We start from the raw sequence: 22,242 nt of genomic DNA, 5'->3' as shown, positions 1-22,242 counted from the left end.
TGCTCGTGAACGGATCCAGACTGTTAGCAGTGTCCCATTTCCTTGGTTGTGGGACAGCCCTGGTGGGACACTCCCCCACGGCCCGGGACTCCCGAAGGTGTCCCCAGGGGCAAAGTAGCTGAAGACCGGACGGGTGCTCCTCGCTGTTCAGGAGCTCCTATTTCGTAGGGCTCTCTCGTACGGTGTGGGCTTGCTGGTGACGTCGCCGATCTGTCTCGAAAGGCTGTTGGTTTTTGAGACTAGGTATTGGCGCATCTCACGTGCAGGTCCGTGAGGCAAGCCGTGCACTCCGTCTTCTGTAAGGGCGGGGCTTTCGCCAGCAAGTAGTTGTCGGTTCTGAAACTCCGCATGGAGGTAGCTGCGGTGCTCAGGGTTCCTGTTCGAGTTCTGCCAGTCGGGCCCGCACCTGGTCGCCGAGTCCGCAGATGAGGTCGAGCTGCTCCGGCGTGAGGTGGTCGATCAGAACCTTGCGCACGTCCGTCACGTGTGGCGCGGCGGCAGCCTCGATGAGCTCGCGACCTTGCGGTGTGATGACCACGACGGCGCCGCGCTGGTCCGCCGCGCAGCGTTCGCGGCCCACGAGACCGCGTTTTTCCATACGGGTCAGATGCTGCGAGAGCCGGCTCTTCTCCCAGCGCAGAAGGTCGCCGAGGGCGAATGCCCTCAGCCGCCCCTCCGGTGCCTCCGACAGGTGCGCCAGCACCTGGTAATCGGCGCTCGACAGACCGCTGCGCTGGCGCAGCTGCCGCTCGATGTACTGGGACAGGTCGGCCTGCATCGTCATCAGGCTGCGCCAGGCACGCTGCTCCCGGTCGTCCAGCCAAAGTTGATCACTCATACCTGCCACGTTACCCCATGGTTGACATGTTAACCATTTGGCGCCTATGGTTTGGTTAACACATAAACTACTTGGAGGTTTTACCGTGACCATCACAGCCATCGTTCTCAGCGCTCTACTGGCCCTCGCCGCACTGGGTGCGGGCATCCCGAAGATCAGGCTCAAGGGCGATATCCCGCGCCAACTGCAGGAACACATGGGCGCCAGCGCCTCCCTCACCCGGTTCATCGGCCTGGCCGAGGCCGCCGCGGCGATCGGACTGGCGGTCGGAGTCTTCTGGCACCCGCTCGGTATCGCGGCCGCTGCCGGCCTGGCCGTCGTGTTCGCCGGAGCGATCGCCTACCACCGCCGCGCCGGCGACTACGCCAACCCCAAGACCCGGGGCCCGGCGATGGCACCGGCCGTCCTGGGCCTGGTCTCCGTGGCAACCGTGGCCGCCTTGTCCCTGACTGCATAAGCCACGCACCCAGCGGAACCCGTGCCTGTCGCAGGGGCAGGTTGCCAGGCCGTCGGCAGATCGCTCCGCCGCCCCGCCCGCCCCGCTCCACACAGAGCCCCCTCACCCTGAACCAGCACCGTCCGCCCGGACGCGTGCCTCACCAAGCAGCACCAGGAGACGCCATGTCAATCCACATCCTTGCCCTCGTCGGTTCCGTACGCACCGGCTCACACAACAGCCAGCTCGCCCAGGCCGCCGCCAAGCTCACCCCCGAGGGAGTCGAGCTGTCCATACAGGAAAACCTCGAGCAGGTGCCCTTCTATAACGAGGACCTCGACAGCGAGGGGAGCATCCCGCAGCACGCCGCAGCCCTGCGGGAGTCCGCCGCGCATGCCGATGCCCTCCTGCTGTTCGTCCCCGAGTACAACGGCACCATGTCCGCCGTTCTGAAGAACGCGATCGACTGGCTCTCCCGCCCCTACGGAGCCGGTGCCCTCTCCGGAAAGCCCGTCGCCGTGATCGGCGCCTCGGGCGGCCAGTACGGCGGCGTCTGGGCACACCAAGATGCCCGTAAGGCAGCAACAGCCGCGCAGGCCAATGTGATTGAGGACATCACCCTCTCCATTCCCGACTCACTGACACGGTTCGCCGACACCCACCCGCTCGACGACAGCGAGATCTCCACCGAACTCAAGTCCGTCGTCGTCCGCCTTGCCAAGGCGGCCGAACGCACCACCGCAGCACACGCCTGACCGGCTCCCACTCCCCCGACACGACCTCAGCTTCGACTATGAAAAGCAGGCACACATCATGAGCAGCATCAGTATCATCGGTCTCGGAACCATGGCCCGAATCCTCGGCACCCGGGCGGTCACCGCCGGCCACAGCGTCCAGGTCATCGGCCGTGACGGTACCAAGGCCGCCGCCCTGGCCGGCGACCTCGGTAGCCATGCCACAGCAGGGACGATCGCAAGCGGCGCGCTCACCGGTGACATCGTCATCCTGGCTGTGCCGTACGCCAGCGCCTCACCCATTGTCAGCCAGTACGGGGACGCGCTGACCGGCAAGGTCATCGTCGACATCACCAACCCCTTCGATCTCACCACATTCACCGCGCTCGTCACCCCCGACGACAGCTCCGCCGCACAGGAGATCGCCAAGGCCGCCCCTGCGGGCGCGCATGTCGTCAAGGCGTTCAACACGCTCTTCGGCGGCGTCCTCGCGTCCGGTGAGGTCGAGGGCCGCCCCCTCGATGTGCTCATCGCCGGTGACGACGCCAACGCCAAGGCGTCCGTGTCCTCGTTCGTCGAGAGCCTCGGACTGCGCCCGCTGGACACCGGTAACCTGAAGACCGCGCACTGGCTGGAAGGAGCGGGTCTGCTGCTTCTCGGTCAGGCCCAGCGGCAGAAGAACTTCTCCCTCAGCATTAAATTTCTCGGCTGAACGCACGTCAAAGCGCCGCTCCCGATCCGGATCGGCCGAGACAACAAGGGAGTAACGGGCCCGCGGGACCAGATCGACCAATCCGGCGACCGGTGCGGGGACTCGATCTCTAAGATCGAGTCCCCGCAAGCCCCACTCCTCGACCCTCGCCGCCCAGTCGGCGAGTGACGCAACCGCTCACATGGCGGGCTCCCGGCCAGGCCCCCGGCCTTCTGCGACACAGACCACACGCTCATATGCCGACTCACCGCCCCCCGGCACGCACGGAGAGCGGTGGGCCGGGCAGCCCCAACCAGCGAAGGAACAAGCCCATGAAGTTCGGAATGATAGGTGCGGGAACGCTCTCCCGCGCCATAGCCGGTCACGTAGTGAAGGCCGGTCACGACGTGGTCTTCAGCAACAGCCGAGGCCCCGAGACGCTCAAGGACGTCGTGGACGCCTTCGGGCCGCACGCCTCCGCCGGCACCATATCAGAAGCGGGTGACGCGGATTTCGTCGTCCTCGCCGTCCCCTGGACAAAGGTCCGAGAGGCGGTGGGTAACTTACCTGCCCGCGAGGGGCGGATCGTCATCGATGCCACCAACCAATGGGCGAGTCTGACCCCCACGTTTGTCGCGGACAAGCTGGACATCGGAGGCAGCGAACTCGTCGCCTCACTGATCCCCGGGGCGCACGTCATCAAGGCCTTCGACAACATGTATGGCCCCTATGTTGCCGCCGACCCCATCACCGCAGCCGGCCGCCGGATCCTTTTTTACGCGGGCGACGACCAGAACTCCAAGAAGCTCTTCCGCTCCGTCGTCGAGGGCTTCGGGTTCGCCCCCGTCGACCTCGGCCCGCTGCCGATGGGCCGCCTGATGCAAGTGGACGGCGGACCCCTGACCGGCCTGCACGCCATCCGGGAGGGCTGACAGCGAGTATGACACCCGCTCCGGAACGCCTCACATTCCGGAGCGGGTCAAGTATCTTCCGGCAGGAATTTGCCGAAATCAACCATCCCTGGGCCGGTTCCGAATTCCTTGCCCGGATTGAGGCTGCTTGTTGATGCGGCTCCGCGATCGCAGCGCAGCTCAGGCGGTCGGCCTCGACGGTCAGCCGTGAACTGCGCCGTATCGGACCCGGGACGGGCCCGCGGGGCCGGGGGAAGTACGCCCCGTATGCGGCGCAGAAACGAGCCGAGATGCGCGGACGACGGCCCAAGGCCAGCAAGTTCGATGACCTGGAACTGGCATCCTTGGTACAGGCCAAGTTGTGCGCGAAGTGGAGCCCTGAACAGATCAGTGACGACCTCGCCATGACGTTCCCGGACCGGGAGGAGATGCGGGTGTGTCCCGAGACGATCTACCAGGCGCTGTATGTGCAGGGCCGCGGTCACCTGCGCGCTGACCTGCACCAACACTTGCGCACGGGCCGCGCCGTGAGGCGCCCAAGACGCTCCACCGGCAAGCGGTCGGGGAAGATCCCGGACATGATCTTGATCAGCGAACGACCCGCCGAGGTCGCCGACCGCGCCGTGGCCGGGCACTGGGAAGGGGATTTGGTGCTGGGGTCGAACTGCCGCTCGGCCATCGCCACCTTGGTGGAGCGCCAGACCCGGTTTACGATGCTGGTCCACCTGCCCGATGACCACGGCACCATCGCTGTCCGTGACGGTTTGCTGGCAGCGATCAAGACCCTGCCGGAGCACCTGCGTAAGTCGCTGACCTGGGATCAGGGCACCGAGCTGGCCCAGCACCGCCAGATCAGCGCCGCGACCAGGATGGACATCTTCTTCTGCGACCCGCACTCACCCTGGCAGCGCGGAACCAACGAGAACACTGGCTCCTGCGCCAGTACTTCCCCAAGGGCACCGACCTGTCCACCCACTCACCCGAGCGGCTGCTCGAAGTCGCCACCGAACTCAACGCCCGGCCACGCAAGACCTTGGGCGGCATAACCCCCGCCCAGGCCATGGAACGGCTAATATTTGAACCAGAAAAACCCGCCGTTGCAACGACCGCCTGAATTCGCCGTAGCACAGTCGTGGCGGTCAGGGCTTCCACGGTTTCCAACCGGCGGGCACGGGAGTCTGTGTCGGTTGCCGCATTCACCCGTGCGTTGAGCTCGGCGATAGTGATGATGCAGATAGAACCCTCCTCCGCCAGGTTATTTCGGTCGAGCGGGCGCCCGGATTCCAGAGCGATGAAAACGCTGGTGTCCAGGATCGCCCGGATCATCGGATAGGGCCGAAATCGTCGGCCGTGTCGCCGGCGAGGTCGTCAGGCAGCTTTGGGTCAGCTTGCGGAAAGGTTGGGGCGTCTGGAATTTACCATAGCCACCGCCGTGATGAACTCCGTCGTAATCGGCCTCGTCTCCGTGACAACGCGGCAGCTGCATGATGTGTTTCCCCACCGGCGACTGGCCTCGAATCCCCGGACCCCGTCGATTAGTGGTCCTATGCTGGTGCCATGACGCAGACGTCGATCAGCTCCGCCGCAGCACTGGCCGAAATGCTGGCCTCCACCGGCTACCTCGCCGATGAAGGCCTGGCCACGATCGGCTACCTCGCCCTGAGCATGGAACGCCCGCTGCTGCTCGAGGGGGAACCAGGTACGGGCAAGACCTCCCTGGCCGAGGCCCTCGCGGAGGCCCTTGGGCTGCCACTGATCCGGATGCAGTGCTATGAGGGAATCGATGCCGCGCAAGCGCTGTACGACTGGGACTTCACCGCCCAAATTCTGCATCTGCGCAGCGTCGAGGCAGGCGGCGGCGCAGAGTTGAGCGTGGCCGAGCTGGAGCACTCGCTCTACGACAAACGATTCCTGCTTGCGCGGCCGATCCTGAAGGCGCTGCAGCAAAGCCCGGCGGTGCTGCTGATCGACGAAATCGACCGTGCCGACGACGAGTTCGAGGCATTCCTCTTGGAAGTGCTCTCCACCTACCAGGTCTCGATCCCCGAGTTCGGCACGGTCAAGGCAGACACCGCGCCCATTGTGGTGCTCACCTCCAACCGGACCCGCGACCTCCATGATGCGCTCAAACGGCGCTGCCTTTACCACTGGATTGACCACCCGGGGTTGGCCCGCGAGGTGGAGATCGTGCGTACGCGGTTGCCGGAGGTCCCCCCGCTGCTGGCCGAACAGGTGGTACGCGTGGTCCAGCAGATCCGGGCTTCCGACGACATACTCAAGCCTCCCGGCGTGGCCGAAACTCTGGATTGGGCCCGGGCTCTGCACCAGCTTGGCCGGGCCGAGCTGGACCTGGCCTCGGCCGTGGCGAGCATCGGCGCGCTTTGCAAGTACCGTGAAGACACCGAGCGCGTATCGGCGGCACTGGCCCGGATGCTCGGCTGACTGATGGCGGCCGTGGAGCACAGCGCCGAGGAGATCTTGCTGGCGTTTGCCGCTGCGGTGCGGTCGGCCGGGGTGAAAGTGACGGCGGACCGGGCGCGGAACTTCGTTGACGCCGTCGGCCGGCTCGGCCTGGGCCGCCGCGCCACCGTTTTCTGGGCCGGCCGGGCAACCCTGTGCGCCTCACCGGACGATTTGCCAACCTATCAGCGGACCTTCGAGGCCTGGTTCGCGGTGGAGCATTCCTCCGCCACGCGCGTCTCGCCATCTGCAACGTCCGTCAGTGCGGCCTCTTTGGACGATGACGGCGGCCTGGAGGGCGGCCGGAACCAACAGATGGCGCTCGCCAGCAGGCGGGAGCGGCTGCGGCACCGTGACGTGGCTACGCTCAATGACACCGAGCGGGCGCTGCTGCACCGGATGTTCGAGGAGCTGCCGGTGCGGTTGCCCACCCGGCAGACCCGGCGCAAACGTGCCGATCGGCACAGCGACGTGGACCGGGTGCGGACCCTGCGCGACCAGCTGCGACGTGGCGGGGAGCCGGGTCCGCTGCGCCGGGCCCGGGCGCCGCGCAAATCACGCCGGGTTGTCTGGCTGATCGACGTTTCGGGCTCGATGGCACCCTATGCGGACAGCCTCCTGCGGCTGGCCCACCGGGTGGTCGAGGCCGCTCCGCTTCAGGTGGAAGTCTTCACCCTAGGCACGCGGTTGACCCGGGTGACCGGTGCCCTCCGTGTTCCGGACGCCGAAAAGGCCCTCGCCCTCGCCGGCCGCGCCGTCCCCGACTGGTCGGGCGGAACCCGCTTGGGGGAAGTGCTGCGGGCCTTCAACGACCGCTGGGGCCAGCGCGTGGTGGCACGCGGCGCCGTCGTCGTCATTGCCAGCGACGGTTGGGAGCGCGGCGATCCCGCTTTGCTGGGACGCCAGGTCGAGCGGCTGCATCACTTGGCGAGGCGCATTGTTTGGTCCAACCCGCATCGGGGCAAGGTGGGGTACGAGCCCATACAGCAGGGAATCAAGGCAGTGCTGCCGCACGTTGACTATTTTATAGGGGGGCATTCAATGCAAAGTTTCAAGGAGTTGTTGGACGTGCTTGCCAATGCGTGAAGTCTTGGATGATTTAGTTGCCTCGGTACTGGCCGGCCAAACCGTGGGACTGGGTACCGTGGTCCGCGCCTTCCGGTCCGCGCCGCGGCCTCCGGGGGCCGCAATGATGGTCGACGCCGACGGCCATGCGGTCGGGTCGGTGTCTGGCGGCTGTGTCGAAGGTGCGCTCTACGAATTGGCCACCGAGGTCGCCCGCGACGGTCGGCCGGTGCTGCAGCGGTACGGCATCAGCGACGATGATGCGTTCGAGGTCGGCCTGACCTGCGGCGGGATTCTGGACGTCTTCGTCGAACCGGTCTCGACCGTGACCTTCCCGCAGCTGCCGCAGGTGGCCGACGACGTCGGCGCCGGGCGTCCGGTGGCCGTGGTCACTGTGATCGAACACCCGGATCCGGACTGGGTCGGCCGCCACCTGGTGGTCCGTCCGGACGGATTCAGCGGCTCCCTGGGCAGCAACCGTGCAGACCACGCGGTCTGCGACGACGTGCAGGGCCTGCTGGCCGCCGGCCGGAATGCCACCCTTAGCTATGGGCCGGACGGCCAGCGGCGAGGCGAGGGGATGCGCGTCTTCGCGGTCAGTTTCGCCCCGCAGCCGCGGATGCTGGTGTTCGGCGCGATCGACTTTGCTGCCGCCGTCGCCAAACAGGGCAGCTTTCTCGGCTACCGGGTCACGGTCTGTGACGCGCGTCCGGTATTTGCAACGGCCGCGCGTTTCCCTCAGGCGGACGAGGTGGTGGTGGAATGGCCGCACCGCTACCTGCAGGCGCAGATCGACGCCGGCCAGGTGGATGAACGCACGGTGATCTGTGTGCTCACCCATGATCCGAAATTCGACGTGCCGCTGCTTGAAGTGGCGCTGCGCCACGACGTGGCCTATGTCGGGGCGATGGGATCCCGGCGTACGCACCACGACCGGCTGGAGCGGCTGCGCGAGGCCGGCCTGACCGAAGCCGAATTGTCCAAGCTTTCCAGCCCCATCGGCCTGGACCTGGGGTCCCGGACGCCGGAAGAGACGGCGGTGTCGATCGCCGCCGAAATCATTGCGTTGCACTGGGGCGGGGGAGGCGCGAGATTGGGCAGCATGGACGCCCGGATCCACCATGTGCCCCTGGCTGAAGCCGACCACGAGGAGGCAGGGTAAGAACTTCGAGATTCCCGGCCCACAACCCCTCGCCGTGATGTAGCGTGTGACTCATCAAGACTGGATGCCGGGCAGTCATGCTCGTCCTCCGAGGCGAGAGGAGATCTCAATGGCGAGTTCCAAGACGATCACCGTCGAAGTCGACAATGTGAGCTATACCGACGACGTCGAGCCGCGGCTGCTGCTTGTTCAGTACCTGCGCGAACGGCTAGGGAAGACCGGCACATTGATTGGCTGCGACACCACCAACTGCGGCGCCTGCACAGTCCATCTGGACGGCGTCAGCGTGAAGTCCTGCACCATGTTCGCGGTTCAGGCCGATGGCCACCGCGTCACCACCATCGAAGGCTTGGCCCGGGACGGGAAACTCGCCCCGCTGCAGCAGGCCTTCCACCAATGCCATGCTCTGCAATGCGGCTTCTGCACGCCGGGCATGATCATGCAATCGGCGTCCTTGCTGGACGAAAACCCCCACCCGTCCGAACAGGAAATCCGGGACGGTCTTGAGGGGAACCTGTGCCGGTGCACCGGGTACCAGAACATCGTTGCCGCGGTCCAGGCCGTCGCGGAGGGCACCGTGTCCTCGGACAGCGGCGATACGGAAACGGCAGGTGTGTCATGACCACAACCGAAGTCGGCAGGGCCCGCCTCCGCAAGGAAGATGCCCACCTGATCACCGGGCGCTCCAAGTACACTGACAACATCACGCTGCCCGGCATGCTGCATCTGGCGATGGTGCGCAGTCCATTCGCCCACGCTAAGATCACCTCGGTCGACGTCGCCGCCGCGAAGTCTTCCCCCGGCGTCGTTGCGGTTCTCACCGGCTCCGACGTAGCGGCTGAGCAGGGCAGCCTGCCCAACGCCTGGCCGATTACGCCCGACCAAAAGGCCCCGCGCACCCGGCGATTGCCGTGGACGAGGTTTCTTTTGCGGGCGAGGTGGTTGCCTGCATCATCGCCCGCAGCGCCGCCGCCGCCCGCGACGCCGTCGAACTCGTCGACGTCGACTACGAGGAGCTGACCTCCGTCCTGGATCTGGAGGAAGCGGCGACGGACCAGGTGCTGGCCCATCCGGGCCTGGGCACCAACAAATCAGCCACCTGGGTCTTCGACTCTGGCGAGGCCGGCACCGGCAAACCGATCCGTGAGGCACTGGACGGTGCCGAGGTCCTCATTGAGCGTACGTTCTACCAGCAGCGGCTCATCCCGTCCTTCATGGAGCCCCGCTCGACCGTCGTGGACCCCACCGGTGAGCAGATCACCATATGGTCGGCCACCCAGATACCGCACATTCTGCGATTGATGCTGGCGCTGACCCTGGCCATCCCGGAAAGCAAAGTGCGCGTGATCGCCCCGGACGTCGGCGGCGGTTTCGGCGGAAAGCTGCAGGTGACCCCCGAAGAGGCAATTACCGTGCTCGCGGCCCGGCACACGGGCAAGCCGTGCAAATACACCGAGACCCGCAGCGAATCCATGATGGCGGCGCATCACGGCAGGGCCCAGGTGCAGCGGTTGAGGCTCTCAGCCACCAGGGAGGGGATCGTCACAGGACTGGACGTCAACCTGCTGGCGGACATGGGAGCCTATCTGGGCCTGGTCACCTCCGGTATCCCGATCCTGGGTGCCTTCATGTACAACTCGATCTACAAGTTCCCGGCCTACCGGTTCGAATGCACCAATCTGTTCACCAACAAGGCGTGGACGGACGCCTACCGCGGTGCAGGACGTCCGGAAGCCACCTTTGCGATCGAGCGGATGATGGACGAACTCGCCGTCGAACTGGGTCTGGACCCGCTTCAGGTGCGTGAGAGGAACTGGATCAAGCACGAGGAATTCCCGTTCACCACCGTTGCCGGGCTCGAATACGACACCGGCAACTATGAGGCGGCCACTGCGAAGGCGGTTGAACTCTTCGGCTACGACGAGCTCCGGGCTGAGCAGGCCCGGCGCCGCGAAACCAACGACCCGGTCCAGCTGGGCATCGGCATCTCCACGTTCACCGAAATGTGCGGTCTGGCCCCATCCCGGGTGCTGGGTGCGCTGAGCTACGCCGCCGGCGGCTGGGAGCACGCCCAGGTGCGGGTGCTGCCTACAGGCAACATCGAAGTGGTCACCGGGTCCTCCTCCCATGGCCAGGGCCACGAAACCGCGTGGAGCCAGCTCGTGGCGGACAAGCTGGGCGTGCCGTTCGAAAACGTCGAGGTGCTGCACGGGGACACGCAGATCTCCCAACGGGGCCTGGACACGTACGGATCCAGGTCGCTGACAGTCGGCGGCATGGCGGTGCTGGCCGCTGCGGACAAGGTGATCGAGAAGGCCAAGGTCGTGGCCGCTCACCTCATGGAGGCCAGCGAAGACGACATCGAGTTCGCCGATGGCAGGTTCAGCGTGAAGGGCACCGATCAATCGACGGCGCTGGGCGAAATCGCGCTGGCGACTTTTTCGGCACACAACCTGCCGGACGGGTTTGAGCCGAACCTGGATTCCGACGCGACCTTCGACCCGCAGAATTTCTCCTTCCCGCACGGCACCCATCTGGCGGCCATCGAGGTGGACACCGAGACCGGACGGGTCTCGATCCGCAAGTACGTCTGCGTGGACGACGTCGGGGTTGTGGTCAATCCGCTGATTGTGGAGGGCCAGGTGCACGGCGGTCTGGCACAGGGAATCGCGCAGGCACTCTATGAAGAGGCTGTGTACGACGACGCCGGAACCCTAGTCACGGGCTCGTTTGTGGACTATCTGGTTCCCGGCGCACCCGACCTGCCGCACTACACCACGGCGCGCACCGAGACGCCCTCGACCACCAACCAGCTGGGGGCCAAGGGGGTCGGGGAGGCTGGAACCATCGCCTCAACGCCCGCCATTGTCAACGGTGTGCTGGACGCGGTGCGGCATCTGGGCGTGAAGGACATCAGGATGCCCTGTTCGCCGTCCCGCGTGTGGGCCGCACTTGAAGAAGCCACGATGACCGGAGGTGTCCAATGATTCCGAGCGCATTCGACTACGCCGCGCCCAATACCGTCGCGGAGGCGCTGAGCCTGCTGGCCTTGGCCGGCGACGCGGGGAAGCTGCTGGCCGGCGGGCAAAGCCTGATCCCGGTGATGAAGCTGCGTCTGGCCGACCCGCAGATGGTGATCGATCTGGGCCGGATTGGAGGGCTGACCGGGGTGCGCGAGGACGGGGATGCCCTGCTGATTGGCGCCATGACGACGCACCACCAGGTGGCCACCGACCCGCTGGTGGCCGCCCATGTCCCTTTGCTGGCAAAGGCCGCGGCAACGGTGGCGGATCCGCAGGTCCGCCACCGCGGCACGTTCGGCGGCGCCCTGGTGCACGCCGACCCGGCGGGCGACCTGCCCGCGGCGGTGTTGGCCGCAGAGGCGACGTTCATCCTGGCCGGCCCGGGCGGGGAACGCCGGGTGGCCGCCGCGGACTTCTTCCAGGGCTACTTCACCACCGCAATCGCCGAGGACGAGATTCTGACCCACGTGCGGGTGCCGAAGTACACCGGCTGGGGCGCGCACTACGAGAAGTTCACCCGGGTGGCCCAGCAGTGGTCCATCGTCGCGGTCGCCGCGATGGTCCGGGTGGAGGGCGGCACCATCGCCGAGGCCAGGATCGGGTTGACCAATATGGCCAGCACACCGGTGCGGGCCACGGCGGTCGAGCAGGCGCTGGCGGGGGCTCCGCTGACCCGGGACGCGATCGCGGCCGCCAGCTCGCACGCAGCCGAGGGGACCGATCCGGCCAGCGATCTCAATGGCGACGCAGCCTACCGGCGCCATCTGGCGGAGGTTCTGACCAGGCGGGCGGTCGTCACGGCCGCGGGGCTCTAGCGGAACACGGCGAGAGGAAGACGTGGAACTCAAACATCACTTCGTCGTTCCCGGTTCGCTGGAGGACACCTGGCATTCCTTCAACCAATTGGAAGATATCGCGCCGTGTTTCCCGGGGGCGGCTCTCACATCCGTGAGCGGCGACCAGTTCACCGGAACGGTCAAGGTCAAGCTCGGACCAATCGCCATGATGTATGCCGGCACCGGTGAATTCCTTGAACGCAACGAGGATTCGCACACCGTGGTCATTGCCGCGACCGGGAAGGACAAGCGCGGCAATGGCACGGCAGGTGCCACGGTGACAGCGGTGCTGACGCGGGACGGCGACGGCACCGCCGTGGACGTGACCACCGACATGAACGTCACCGGCAAACCGGCCCAGTTCGGCCGGGGTGTCATCCAGGACATCTCGGACAAATTGCTGGCCCAATTTATCCAGTGCGTGGTCGGGAAAGTGGGCGGCGGGGAGGCCGGGCAGACCGCGGAACCGGCAGCCGGGACGACCACGGGACCTTCGGCGACAGCACAGGACACCGTGGAAACGGCCGGGCCCGCCTCCACGGGCCCGCGGGCCGCAGCCGCGTCACCGGTAACCCGGCCTTCGGCGGGAGAGTCTTCGTTCAAACCCCAGTCCGTGCCGGCGGCCGAATTGGACCTTGGCTCGACCATGTGGCCGATACTGGTGCGCCGTTTTGGTCCTGTCGCGCTCGGCGTCGTCGCTGTACTGGTGCTCATCGTCTGGCTGGCTCGCCGATGCCGTTAGGCTGGCGATCCGCCTTATGCGCTCGTGCTTTCCGACGCGACATCGTCGCAGCAGCCGACGACCGTCAAGAACCTGTCCCCCGCCCAAATGGGCAGGACAGATTGACAGTAGGCCACGGTCACTCACGTTTTATTCACCTTTTCCAACTAAATGAAATGACCAGCGATGACATGCCACCAAAGGGTCTCCGTTCAGGCCCCGAAATTCTTGAAAGGAGTATCGCGGAAGGTTTCTTCACGAACTCATTCAGAACGGCTACGACGCGCATCACCGCGGTACCGGCGGAGACGGAATTCGGATCCTCAGGTGGGAGGACGGACTTCCCGGACGACCCCACCCTGGACGGTGACCTTTTCCCGGTGTCCTGGCCACGACGCGAAATAGGAGGTGCCATGCCCACCCGCGGCGTGCTTCAGTCGGTTGCATACTGCGGGCGCCCGGCGGGCCGGTAGACCTGGAGCGTTATGCCCTTCGGGAAGGACCGCGATTCGATAAGGTCAAGCGCTGTGTCCGGGCCGGTGTCGGGGAATAGGCGCGTACCCGGGCCGACGACCACGGGACAGACGAGCAGGGTGATCTCGTCGACGAGCTGGTTGGCGAGGAGCCAGCGGACCAGGTTGCCGCTGCCGTGCACCTGCAGCTCGCCTCCCGGCTTGGCTTTTAGCCCACCGATGGCGGCCGCGACGTCTCCGGAGAGCACGGTCGTGCCAGCCCACTTCGGGTCGGTGAGCGTGTTCGATGCGACGTACTTTGGCCTTGTATTCAAGGCCCCGACGATGGGGTTCTCCAGATCTTCCCTCACGCCCCAGTAGCCGGCGAAGAGCTCGTAGGGTCCGGCGGCCGAACAGGAACGCATCGGCGCGCTGGTAAAACTCCTTGACGAATGTCATGGCTTCGTTGTCGAACAGTGGCCTGGCCCATCCGCCACGCTCGAATCCCGGGTCGAGATCCGGGTGCCGACCCCCTTTCCCTGCACCACGCCGTCGACAGAGACTTGCGTGTTGGTCGTCAATTTCATGATTGTGGTTCCCCTCTCGTTGGTTTAGTCGTCATTCGGTAAGACCGGACGCCTACGAAATCGGTCAGCGGGAGCTTCTGGATCGGGTTCGGCTGCTTGACGGGTGGGGTCGTCCAGGGACGGACTCAGACATGCAGGGCGGGCCAGATGAGCTCTTGGGTGTGGCCATCGAGCGTCCGGCCCTCGATCAGCTCGAGGTCGAAGTCGGCCGCACCCTGGAAGATCGGGTCCAGTCCGGTCAGACCGGTGATCACAGGGAAGAGCGTCACCTGGACGCGGTCGACCAGACCGGCTGCCATCAGCGCCCGGTTCATCGACAGGCTGCCGTGTGAGCGCAACGGCACATCGGACTCCTCCTTGAGCCGGGCGATGACGTCGACGGCGTCGCCTCTCACGAGGGTCGCGTCCGGCCAGTCGAGGGGCCCTTCCAGTGTGGTCGAGACCACGGTTGCCGGCAGGTTCCTCATCCGAGTGACCCATGGGTCACGCACGTCTGACTCCTCGGTGCTCGAGGCCAGCATCTTCGCGAACGCCCGATACGTGTTGGCCCCGATGACCATCCGCTGCTCCTCGCTGTACAACGCGAGGCGGTGGTCGAGCAACTCGGGGCCCGCCGGCCTGCGCGGCGCGGCGATCGCGCTGATCGCGATCTTCCTGCCCGGATTCCTACTGCTGGTCGGCGTGCTCCCGTTCTGGAACAGCTTGCGGGAGAAGGCATGGACACAAGCGCTGATGCGTGGTGCGAACGCGGCCGTCGTGGGCATCCTCGCAGCCGCTCTCTACATGCCGGTCTTCACGACCGCGATCGTCGGCGTCGGAGCATTCAGTCTGGCCGTGGTCTGCTTCGTCCTGCTCATGGGATGGAAACTGCCGCCCTGGGTGGTGGTCATCGCAGGTGCTGTTGGAGGCGTGGCGCGGGGACTGACTGGGATGCACTAACAGCGGGCAAAGGTGGAGCGGACCTCACAAGCATGGCGGTGAAGCGAGGAACTACGCACGTTCGCGCCCGGCGGTCGATACACCGTGACCCTGATCAGCCAGGCATAGAGAACGGGGATCGCCATGGACGGACCTAGGTGAAGACGATTCCGGTAATGTCGGATCGAGGGTTCGGTGGAGTACTGACGCCAACTGGTTCCAGGCTCAGTTGTGAAGACATCATCCTGCTCGGAGAAGAACAAGTCCTCATCATCCAAGAACACGAGGATGGCCGCTGCCGGTGTGGAGAAATCTGGCGCTGAAAAGACTATTGCCCCGGGAGTCCGAGTCGTCAGGCTCGAATAGTCACCGGGGCGTTACACCGAAAATGCTAACCGAACCGCCAATGCCGAGCAATCACAACGCTGAGTAAACCGAACGCCAGTTTTTCACATGCACCAGGACACGACTACCAACAGTTGCCCGCTGATGATGCACTTGATCCATGTTCAGCTACGAAGACATCATCCTGCTCGGAGCAGGAGCGTGTCCTCGTCATCCAGGAGCACAAGGACGGGCGCTGCTGGTGCGGCCAGATCTGGCTTTGAACGGCACCAGGTTAGAACTTCGCCGGGTTCATTTGCGTCGGTGACGGGGTGGGTTTGGAGTCGCGGGCTCCTCTCCCCCGGGCCCTGATTAGAGGTATTGCTTAGGCATGCCGCGCGGCAGGCCTGCGACACTCATCCCCAACTCCGTTGCGCCGAGTGAAGTCTCAGCTGTTCACATCGAGCACATCTAGACTCAACTTTCGTGGGCCACTAACTATTCTCCAGAGATGGGTAGCATGGACCGCCCTGACCTGCGGAAATGCGTGAAACTGGCTAATTTAGACCCATATAATTCTCCAATTAATCTCGCCAGAGACCGCTGTTAGATGAGTTGTTCGCCAGCATGCCACTGGCAGCCGAGCCGGTCGGGATTATGCCAATGAGGGCCCGCGACGGGGACGGCATCCGAATTCCGGCTGATTGTTAAGCCTTTGACCGACAGCACCTTCTCTTAACCGAACGGTGCAGGGAGCCCCCGACGAAAGCACGTCGCCGTCACAGACACGCCCCGAGGCCGAACCGGCGCCCAGCGGACCCAGTGAAAGCCTACGCACGCAGAAGAATTCGTGCCGACGTGTGGCACTTTACCGTGTCATGCCGCCCCGCTCCCCCACTCCCATGAACCACCAGAAGCAACTTCGCTGTTTGTCATTCTGATCCCAATCATCGCTGGGCGGGTCCTCCACGCAACCAGGGCGCTTCGCGCCGGGCACGATCCCCCAAGTTGCACTCCGGACCCTCCAACCCAGCGGTGACTCCATGTATCAGAACGACGCACAACTCTGACAGACACATCCGGTGCCCGCCAGTTGCTGAAGGAGAAGGAACATGGAGCCGCTCACCATCAAAACCCCGGCCGACGTCCTCAGTTTCGTTGGGCACACCCTCGGGTTTTGGCCGCAGGAAAGTCTCGTGTGCATCACCCTGGACGCCAACCGCGTCGGCGCAACACTCAGGGTTGACCTCCCCATCCGCGAAGGCGGACTCAGGTACGTCCGCACAGTGGCCGACTACCTCGCCCACGACGCCAGCGCCGCCAGCGTGCTTTTCGCCGTGTACACCTCAGAGCCCCAGAAACCCGGTCGGCCCAAGCCGCATGCAGCAACCATCGCAGCACTGACATGCGCGCTGGCCGAACGCGGCATGACCATCCGTGACGGGCTCCTCGTCGGAGACAACACCGTTTCCCCGTACGACGGCGATCCCCAGGACGGACTGACCCTGCCGCTGAAGGCGACCCAGTCCAGCCAGATCAATGCCGAATTCGTCTACCGCGGCAGCACCATCGCACCGACCAACCACATCACCCTGCCGGCCTCGACAAAAGAAGGCCGCACAACGGACGCCGTCGACGACCGCGTGAAAGCCATCCACAGGATGAACCCGGGCGAGGCGCTCGAACAGGCCAGGACCCTCTGGGACGCCATGCTGGAGGCCATCTCCTACCCGAACGACGATCAGACGATCAATCTGATTGCCAACTTCCAGGCCCCCGCCACCCGCGACCAGCTCATGGCCGATATCCCGGGAATCGACGAACCGATGGACCGGGTTCTCCTGACACAAACACACGGCGGTCCTCAGTGGTCGCGGGTCGAATGGGCACAGCAGCTGCTGCTCCACGCGTACACGCACAGCAGCACCAAGCACTCGGCCCCCATCCTCACCGCCATCGCCTTCGTGAATTGGTGGGAAGGCCGAGGCAGCAAGGCCCATCAGTTCCTGCAGCTCGCCCTCGAAGCAGACCCCGCCTACCGTTTGGCCAGGCTCAGCGACCTCATGATCGGCTCCGGAATGGTGGCCAGCTGGAACATGGACAAAGACCGGGCCTTCCGGCCCTGGGGCCTCGAAGCCTCGTAGCCTCGCAGTCATAGGGAATTGGACGACGACGGCGGGACGTTCCGGAGCCAGTTCTCCACCGCAGCGTCCCAGCCGTCCGGATCGGAATTCCACTCCTGCGTGTGCTCCGCGGAAGGGAAAGTGAGCAGCGTTGCCGGCTCGGGGCGCCAAAGTCGGGCGGATCAACCAAACTAGGGCTGCCCGGAAGGAGAGTCCGGATCCCACACACCTTCACTCTATCGATGGGTCGGACGCCACAGCCGCAGATACCCCCAAAGACGTTCCCGCTGACAGGAACGTCCTACGAAAACCGACGAACTAGGCGGCGAAGTCATGTCGTCTGAAGCAGAGAACTCCATGAACTAGTGAAGGCAGAGCCAGAAGGAGGGGATCACAATGAAGGCCCAAAAGCCACCCGTGCACAAAAGTGTGCACAATGTGCACACCATCTTTGGCCGGACAAACCCGCGATAAGGGGACGCTGCCTGGCTCGCAGAATCAGCCATCCGAGGAAGGTCGTCGAAGAAAATTCGGCTTCGTCATGTCGTCACCACAACCCTTGTGCATGAATAAGTGACGGCCAACACCTGGCCACCGGAACAGTCAGATAGGACGGCAAACACCTTAGATTCCAGCAGGCGGAGGGCCACAGGCCAGGACCCCGACGCGCCACCCACACAACTGAATAGGCGACCGCGGCGCCAAGCACAGTCTGCGGCCAACGTCAGAGGGACCCGCGGAGGTCAATGTCCACACATTAAAGCAAAAACCCCTCTGACGAGGGGTTATGCGTGCCCGAGGTGGGACTCGAACTGCATTCCAGCCCGTACAAACACTGGGCACCCGCGGAAACATGCGGAATCCGGCCCAGTTCGGGCTGTATACGACCCAGTCCGACGGCAAAAGTGTGCACATTGTGCACACCCCAAATTCGCCCTTTCGCGCGCTCCAAATGAAAACCGCGTCCCCCACTGAGGGGACGCGGTTATTGTTTTGCGCCGGGACTACGGACGGGTCCGCCCGGTCCTAGTTGCGGGCGGCGCCGCCGGGCCAGGAACTGAGGTGACAATAACGGGGCCGGACGACCCAGCAAGGAAGAAATTCGTCGTGGCGACACCTCCTTCGCTTGTTCATGAGCTGTTCGGCAGATATACACATGATCGGACATATGGCGAGCGGCTACGCGACCATTCTGCTTCCTCCAGGAACTGATCCTGCGGCAGCGAGGCGCGAGGCATGCCGGCGTGTATTCCAGAGTCACCGAACACTCGGCCCCAGAACTGCGTGGTTCGTGTTCCCCATAGGCGCGAGCCGATGATCCTCGGACTATCCCTCCAGCGAGACCTGCCGGCGGCCACTCTTACGACGTGATCGACAGCCTCGAAGACATACCAGCCAATGTCGGTCCAAAGCGTGAGTCCCAGCGTTCACGAAGCTCGTTTGGTGACGGGCTCAAGGAAGATAGTCTCGTGCGCTCAATGCAGAAGACGCAAACATCATCGGATTAGCTCCGGATGGCGCGAAACGGCCGTGACAACGGTCGCAGGCAGGAGAAGGTCCCTCTTTGAGGATTGCATCAATTGTGCCATGTGGCGCCTAACGCCTTGGAATGGGTACTCGCGGATCGTATGTAAGATTTGATCGCGCTTCTGGGGCGCCTGCTGGTAAAGCACCACCAATGCCTCGAGCGCAACCCATGCATTGCGACGCCCGTCAACACACACCTGGCGATTCAGTCCGAATACTCGAATGGTGTGCCTCCCTAGTTCGTCACGCTCCACATAACGACCAGTCGAAGGCGAAAAATCGAGATGGTCAAAAGGATCCTGAACGCACGGGTCGATCAATCCCGGAATTCCTCCCGATAGGAGCGGGAATTCACCTCGTTTCTGGTTACTGTTGCAGTGTGAGCACGCAAGATAGTAATTCGACCAATCAAACGCCGCCTCCGGATAGTGATGTTTGGGTCGGAAATGGTCGATGTCAGTACCCATACTGTCCTCGCAGTACATGCACCTGTCCAAACCGGAGGCCATGCTCTGAAGGCTCGACATCACGTCAACCCGAGCGTTGCCACTGAACGTTTTCCAAGACCTCTTGGCCATATCCTTCGGATCGGGCGCGGAGTTGACCTTGATTTGCCGTCGAGCCAACACCGTTTGTGTGCGCTGAGAGAGATTCCCGCGCGTCAAGGGCAGCATCGACTACTACTCGATGAGTCGGAGCGCCGTGTCCACGGAACTCGTCTGCGCCGTTGGAATTCGACCGCTCAGCTGACGGAGTTCCTCTTCTTCGAAATCGTCGATGGTTCCACGCAATGCTGCCACTTCCAACGCGGCCAATCGCTCCCGATCAATCTGAGCCCTTTCGGAGATAGTCGATTCAAGGCCGAAAATATCTGTCAGGAGTGCCTCATCGGTCGAACCGTTGACCACGCGGTTGTATGCCTCGCCGTCAACCACAGTGCCCGCAGGACCGGCTTCCCATGCCGGCGAGAGCCGAATCAATCCACCGGGGTCCGCCGCTTGGCAAATGAAGGGACTGTGCGTAGTCACAAGGAATTGGATGTTCGGGAAGTGGTCCTTTAGCCAGAAACCGATTCTCTTCTGCCATTCAACATGGAGGTGCACGTCAATCTCATCTATGATCACAACCCCTTCTTGCGTTATGACGACCTTGCCCTCGACTATGTCAGTCGGCACGTCACTATTCATCGCATGAATCTGTTTCACGAGATCGAGCACAAGCCCTGCAACTGTTCGATAACCGTCGCTGAGTTCTGTCAGGGGAAACGAATTTCTTTCAGGGGTCTGGACCCACAAACCTTGGGAGTCTATTTTCTCAACTCCCATGCCTTCGGGAAGCAGACCGTCATCCAGAAGCGCTAAAACTGTCTCCTCGAGCCTTGCGGCATCCTCGCGGCCCTCTAGACGCTGCAAGTAGATGCGCTGAAGCCATTGAACTGACTCGCTGAGGGATGCATCTTCTCGGAATAGGCTGGCGAGCGCGGCTGGCCGTCCGGGTGACATCATTAGGCGCTGCGCTTCAGTTGGAGCTGGGGAGAGTCGACGAAACGGTCCGTATCCGGCAATGAACCATCCCTTAGGGTTCTCAGCCCAAGGGCCCCTATCCGGCGTCCAGTTCCCACCCACTCTCGTCCGCTCTATAAGCGGTTCGGGCCCATCCGTTCTAACCCAGGAAAGCGATGCCCACGGGTCGAAGGTCGGCCTGCGTCCGGCCGCGAAAGAGTCACCTTCTGAAAACTGCATTCGCACCGCGATGTTAGCTCTAGATTCTCCATCACGAATCCAGCCGCTGAACGTTTCTGCAAGCAAGCGCGCGACCGACGGGCCAGCGATCGCAAGCGCAATGGCACGCATGAGAGTCGATTTTCCAGCCCCATTACGGCCTGCAAAAACAATCCATCTGGGAAGATCTCGATTCTTGGCCGAGAAGTTGAGCGCGAGTTTGTCCACCCCGCCAGGCACCCCTTTGATGCCCTCAACGTGCAGTTCGAGTATCTTCATGGATCCACTCTAACTGGCAGTGGACGAGGTCCCTTGCAGCGAACTCACGCGGATCATGCCACTTTAGGGCCCGCCGATGCTCGGTAAGCTTGTGGTAAAGCCTGCAGCCTCTCGGAGGGGCTCGACCTCGCAGCTCCAGCCCCTCTCACGTCTCTGCGCTCCGCGGCTCGGCCCTTTCACCTACATGATAAGACTCGGTCTTCCTGACAGCTTTCCGTCCAACCATTGTCTACCCATCTCTCGGAATCACCGTGCCGGTGGATTCCCGGAGATCGCGGCTTCAGGCGTCCGGCCAGCTGGAGTTACTCGTGGGCCAATGGTTCCCTGTCCCTGGCTTCCGATTCGGATCGTAGAGCCACTGCTCACCAACCGCCAGGGCCATCTGGAGCAGGTCAGATTGGGGAAGCGTGTCGCTAGCCGTCGAGTAATCGCCGGCCGCAGGCATGGCCACCGATCTGTGACAGCCTACCTTTGTTGTTCACCTGCATCGATAACAAGATAGCCTCGGCACTCCGGCTGTTGCGTGTTGGCGGCTCGTGGCAGTCATTATCTCGCGCACGGTTAGGAGACTACGCTGAACGGAAACTGGACACCGTCACCGTTCGCATTCAACCTGCCAGCAGCGGTTCGAATCTAGCTAGCAGCTCTTTCGACACGTACGTGTACATGTCCGCAAGCAGACTCTGTACCCGGCGATCATTGGGCCACGGACCGGGTTCGCCGAGCGCTACGAACGAACTGCCCTTGGCGGTCAGTTCCCAGTCAGAATCGATCAAACTGCCAGCGAATCTGAACCCGCCCGATAATTCCGTCGTCCCCCACGACCGTTGTTCGAAATTGTCCCCCTAACCATTGACGATCCGTCGGGCGAACTCAAGAGCACTTGCGTATTGGCAAGCATTGATTAAGGCGGTCAGGCGCAGGTTCCGATGTTTATCCACGTTCCAGAGTTCATTGAGAATGTGGAGAGGGTGCGATTCCGGGTTGCCCTGTCGATATGGCTGAACCGCATCAACTTGTGCAAGATTCTCGGCTGTCACGCCGCCGGAAACGGAGAGACGGGTTGGCGGCCTTAAGCACACAGGAAACGACGTCCGGCTTGTGGGTGCGTTACCTGCCACGAGAACCAACCCGTTAGCGATGTGGTCTACGCCAGAACGAAGCTGATGTGCGATCTCGCCAACGAGCACACTGAGAGAAACAGGTGGTTGTTGTTTAACTCGGACCGCGATAAAAGGCATCTTGCCTTCTGGCTGAAACTGGCGGACCAAAGTGATCGGATCAGCGTCGAGATAGGCCTGAAGCTCATTGTTTAGCCTCAGAAGGTGTTCTCGGGCCCGATCAAACTTTTGCGTGGACGCTGACAAGGTGGCTCATGGTCGGAAATCTTAGTTTGAGCCACGGGGGTCAGACTAACCGCAGAAGGCAGACTAA

20 protein-coding genes and 2 pseudogenes are annotated in these 22,242 nt (G+C 63.6%); 15 read left to right on the top strand and 7 right to left on the bottom strand.

Features of this window, described 5'->3' with window-relative positions; genetic code table 11:
• Nucleotides 1-367: 367 nt before the first annotated feature.
• Nucleotides 368-838: a MarR family winged helix-turn-helix transcriptional regulator gene (locus FCN77_RS09615; RefSeq protein WP_137322096.1), complete on the bottom strand. Its 471-nt coding sequence runs from the start codon at nucleotides 836-838 to the stop codon at nucleotides 368-370.
• An 85-nt stretch (nucleotides 839-923) separates the two neighbouring features.
• On the opposite strand from FCN77_RS09615, the gene FCN77_RS09610 reads away from it, so the two are divergent.
• The 5 genes and pseudogenes from FCN77_RS09610 to FCN77_RS09590 all read left to right on the top strand — a co-directional run.
• Nucleotides 924-1,295 carry a DoxX family protein gene (locus tag FCN77_RS09610; protein ID WP_168709310.1) on the top strand — a complete coding sequence of 124 codons (372 nt, stop codon included), beginning with the start codon at nucleotides 924-926 and terminating at the stop codon, nucleotides 1,293-1,295.
• Nucleotides 1,296-1,459: 164 nt separating this feature from the next.
• Entirely contained in the window at nucleotides 1,460-2,029 is a 570-nt protein-coding gene (locus FCN77_RS09605) for an NADPH-dependent FMN reductase (protein WP_137322094.1), read from the top strand.
• 58 nt (nucleotides 2,030-2,087) lie between these two features.
• On the top strand, nucleotides 2,088-2,720 hold the full coding sequence (locus FCN77_RS09600) for an NADPH-dependent F420 reductase (RefSeq protein WP_137322093.1): 633 nt from the start codon (nucleotides 2,088-2,090) through the stop codon (nucleotides 2,718-2,720).
• Nucleotides 2,721-3,031: 311 nt separating this feature from the next.
• Nucleotides 3,032-3,631 carry an NADPH-dependent F420 reductase gene (locus tag FCN77_RS09595; RefSeq protein WP_137322092.1) on the top strand — a complete coding sequence of 200 codons (600 nt, stop codon included), beginning with the start codon at nucleotides 3,032-3,034 and terminating at the stop codon, nucleotides 3,629-3,631.
• A 143-nt stretch (nucleotides 3,632-3,774) separates the two neighbouring features.
• Nucleotides 3,775-4,724, top strand: a pseudogene (locus tag FCN77_RS09590) (IS30 family transposase); the annotation flags it as partial.
• Nucleotides 4,725-4,789: 65 nt separating this feature from the next.
• Here FCN77_RS09590 and FCN77_RS27625 read toward each other — a convergent pair.
• A pseudogene (locus FCN77_RS27625) lies at nucleotides 4,790-4,936 on the bottom strand (VapC toxin family PIN domain ribonuclease); the annotation flags it as partial.
• A 231-nt stretch (nucleotides 4,937-5,167) separates the two neighbouring features.
• Between FCN77_RS27625 and FCN77_RS09585 the strand changes: the two are divergent.
• The 8 genes from FCN77_RS09585 (at nucleotide 5,168) to FCN77_RS09555 (ending at nucleotide 12,898) form a co-directional block, all read left to right on the top strand.
• The gene (locus FCN77_RS09585; protein WP_137322090.1) at nucleotides 5,168-6,052 is read left to right on the top strand and encodes a MoxR family ATPase; all 885 of its coding nucleotides are present in this window, start codon (nucleotides 5,168-5,170) and stop codon (nucleotides 6,050-6,052) included.
• Nucleotides 6,053-6,055: 3 nt separating this feature from the next.
• Nucleotides 6,056-7,156: a VWA domain-containing protein gene (locus FCN77_RS09580; protein ID WP_137322089.1), complete on the top strand. Its 1,101-nt coding sequence runs from the start codon at nucleotides 6,056-6,058 to the stop codon at nucleotides 7,154-7,156.
• Complete coding sequence (locus FCN77_RS09575; RefSeq protein WP_137322088.1) at nucleotides 7,149-8,297, top strand: XdhC/CoxI family protein; 1,149 nt, start codon at nucleotides 7,149-7,151, stop codon at nucleotides 8,295-8,297. Before FCN77_RS09580 ends, FCN77_RS09575 begins: the two co-directional genes overlap by 8 nt.
• A 109-nt stretch (nucleotides 8,298-8,406) precedes the next feature.
• Nucleotides 8,407-8,919 carry a (2Fe-2S)-binding protein gene (locus FCN77_RS09570; protein ID WP_137322087.1) on the top strand — a complete coding sequence of 171 codons (513 nt, stop codon included), beginning with the start codon at nucleotides 8,407-8,409 and terminating at the stop codon, nucleotides 8,917-8,919.
• A complete protein-coding gene (locus FCN77_RS27620; RefSeq protein ID WP_368074324.1) occupies nucleotides 8,916-9,317 on the top strand; it encodes a hypothetical protein in 402 nt (133 codons plus the stop codon). Before FCN77_RS09570 ends, FCN77_RS27620 begins: the two co-directional genes overlap by 4 nt.
• On the top strand, nucleotides 9,209-11,284 hold the full coding sequence (locus tag FCN77_RS09565) for a xanthine dehydrogenase family protein molybdopterin-binding subunit (RefSeq protein WP_368074323.1): 2,076 nt from the start codon (nucleotides 9,209-9,211) through the stop codon (nucleotides 11,282-11,284). The genes FCN77_RS27620 and FCN77_RS09565 overlap by 109 nt, the downstream gene beginning before the upstream one ends.
• On the top strand, nucleotides 11,281-12,135 hold the full coding sequence (locus FCN77_RS09560) for a xanthine dehydrogenase family protein subunit M (RefSeq protein WP_137322086.1): 855 nt from the start codon (nucleotides 11,281-11,283) through the stop codon (nucleotides 12,133-12,135). The genes FCN77_RS09565 and FCN77_RS09560 overlap by 4 nt, the downstream gene beginning before the upstream one ends.
• 22 nt (nucleotides 12,136-12,157) lie before the next feature.
• On the top strand, nucleotides 12,158-12,898 hold the full coding sequence (locus FCN77_RS09555) for an SRPBCC family protein (protein WP_137322085.1): 741 nt from the start codon (nucleotides 12,158-12,160) through the stop codon (nucleotides 12,896-12,898).
• 412 nt (nucleotides 12,899-13,310) lie between these two features.
• On the opposite strand, the gene FCN77_RS09550 is transcribed toward FCN77_RS09555, so the two are convergent.
• Together FCN77_RS09550 and FCN77_RS09545 are read right to left on the bottom strand one after the other, a co-directional pair.
• Entirely contained in the window at nucleotides 13,311-13,754 is a 444-nt protein-coding gene (locus tag FCN77_RS09550) for a dihydrofolate reductase family protein (protein WP_254678915.1), read from the bottom strand.
• A 287-nt stretch (nucleotides 13,755-14,041) separates the two neighbouring features.
• Nucleotides 14,042-14,476, bottom strand: coding sequence for a dihydrofolate reductase family protein (locus FCN77_RS09545; protein ID WP_254678914.1), 435 nt, complete (start codon nucleotides 14,474-14,476; stop codon nucleotides 14,042-14,044).
• Here FCN77_RS09545 and FCN77_RS26715 point away from each other — a divergent pair.
• Both FCN77_RS26715 and FCN77_RS09535 read left to right on the top strand, forming a co-directional pair.
• Nucleotides 14,388-14,855, top strand: a complete 468-nt coding sequence (locus FCN77_RS26715) for a chromate transporter (RefSeq protein WP_254678913.1) — start codon at nucleotides 14,388-14,390, stop codon at nucleotides 14,853-14,855. The two genes, FCN77_RS09545 and FCN77_RS26715, sit on opposite strands and share 89 nt — an antisense overlap.
• Nucleotides 14,856-16,270: 1,415 nt before the next feature.
• Nucleotides 16,271-17,302 carry a DUF4192 domain-containing protein gene (locus FCN77_RS09535; protein WP_137322082.1) on the top strand — a complete coding sequence of 344 codons (1,032 nt, stop codon included), beginning with the start codon at nucleotides 16,271-16,273 and terminating at the stop codon, nucleotides 17,300-17,302.
• Between the two features lie 1,475 nt (nucleotides 17,303-18,777).
• On the opposite strand, the gene FCN77_RS09530 is transcribed toward FCN77_RS09535, so the two are convergent.
• The 3 genes from FCN77_RS09530 to FCN77_RS09520 form a co-directional block, all read right to left on the bottom strand.
• A complete protein-coding gene (locus FCN77_RS09530) occupies nucleotides 18,778-19,317 on the bottom strand; it encodes an HNH endonuclease (protein WP_254679008.1) in 540 nt (179 codons plus the stop codon).
• A 171-nt stretch (nucleotides 19,318-19,488) separates the two neighbouring features.
• Nucleotides 19,489-20,808: an AAA family ATPase gene (locus FCN77_RS09525; protein ID WP_137322080.1), complete on the bottom strand. Its 1,320-nt coding sequence runs from the start codon at nucleotides 20,806-20,808 to the stop codon at nucleotides 19,489-19,491.
• Nucleotides 20,809-21,653: 845 nt separating this feature from the next.
• Nucleotides 21,654-22,175 carry a hypothetical protein gene (locus tag FCN77_RS09520; protein ID WP_137322079.1) on the bottom strand — a complete coding sequence of 174 codons (522 nt, stop codon included), beginning with the start codon at nucleotides 22,173-22,175 and terminating at the stop codon, nucleotides 21,654-21,656.
• Nucleotides 22,176-22,242 lie beyond the last annotated feature (67 nt).

Origin of the sequence: Arthrobacter sp. 24S4-2 (genome assembly GCF_005280255.1) — a bacterium.
Lineage (GTDB): Bacteria > Actinomycetota > Actinomycetes > Actinomycetales > Micrococcaceae > Arthrobacter.
This window is presented reverse-complemented; position numbering and strand designations above follow the sequence as displayed.

Coding starts and splice junctions, on each gene's coding strand:
- FCN77_RS09595 (WP_137322092.1), top strand. CDS start 3,032: ATGAAGTTCGGAATGATAGGTGCGGGAACGCTCTCCCGCGCCATAGCC.
- FCN77_RS09535 (WP_137322082.1), top strand. CDS start 16,271: ATGGAGCCGCTCACCATCAAAACCCCGGCCGACGTCCTCAGTTTCGTT.
- FCN77_RS09530 (WP_254679008.1), bottom strand. CDS start 19,317: ATGGCCTCCGGTTTGGACAGGTGCATGTACTGCGAGGACAGTATGGGT.
- FCN77_RS09605 (WP_137322094.1), top strand. CDS start 1,460: ATGTCAATCCACATCCTTGCCCTCGTCGGTTCCGTACGCACCGGCTCA.
- FCN77_RS09550 (WP_254678915.1), bottom strand. CDS start 13,754: ATGCGTTCCTGTTCGGCCGCCGGACCCTACGAGCTCTTCGCCGGCTAC.
- FCN77_RS09575 (WP_137322088.1), top strand. CDS start 7,149: ATGCGTGAAGTCTTGGATGATTTAGTTGCCTCGGTACTGGCCGGCCAA.
- FCN77_RS27620 (WP_368074324.1), top strand. CDS start 8,916: ATGACCACAACCGAAGTCGGCAGGGCCCGCCTCCGCAAGGAAGATGCC.
- FCN77_RS09570 (WP_137322087.1), top strand. CDS start 8,407: ATGGCGAGTTCCAAGACGATCACCGTCGAAGTCGACAATGTGAGCTAT.
- FCN77_RS09580 (WP_137322089.1), top strand. CDS start 6,056: ATGGCGGCCGTGGAGCACAGCGCCGAGGAGATCTTGCTGGCGTTTGCC.
- FCN77_RS09545 (WP_254678914.1), bottom strand. CDS start 14,476: ATGGTCATCGGGGCCAACACGTATCGGGCGTTCGCGAAGATGCTGGCC.
- FCN77_RS09525 (WP_137322080.1), bottom strand. CDS start 20,808: ATGAAGATACTCGAACTGCACGTTGAGGGCATCAAAGGGGTGCCTGGC.
- FCN77_RS09615 (WP_137322096.1), bottom strand. CDS start 838: ATGAGTGATCAACTTTGGCTGGACGACCGGGAGCAGCGTGCCTGGCGC.
- FCN77_RS09600 (WP_137322093.1), top strand. CDS start 2,088: ATGAGCAGCATCAGTATCATCGGTCTCGGAACCATGGCCCGAATCCTC.
- FCN77_RS09560 (WP_137322086.1), top strand. CDS start 11,281: ATGATTCCGAGCGCATTCGACTACGCCGCGCCCAATACCGTCGCGGAG.
- FCN77_RS09585 (WP_137322090.1), top strand. CDS start 5,168: ATGACGCAGACGTCGATCAGCTCCGCCGCAGCACTGGCCGAAATGCTG.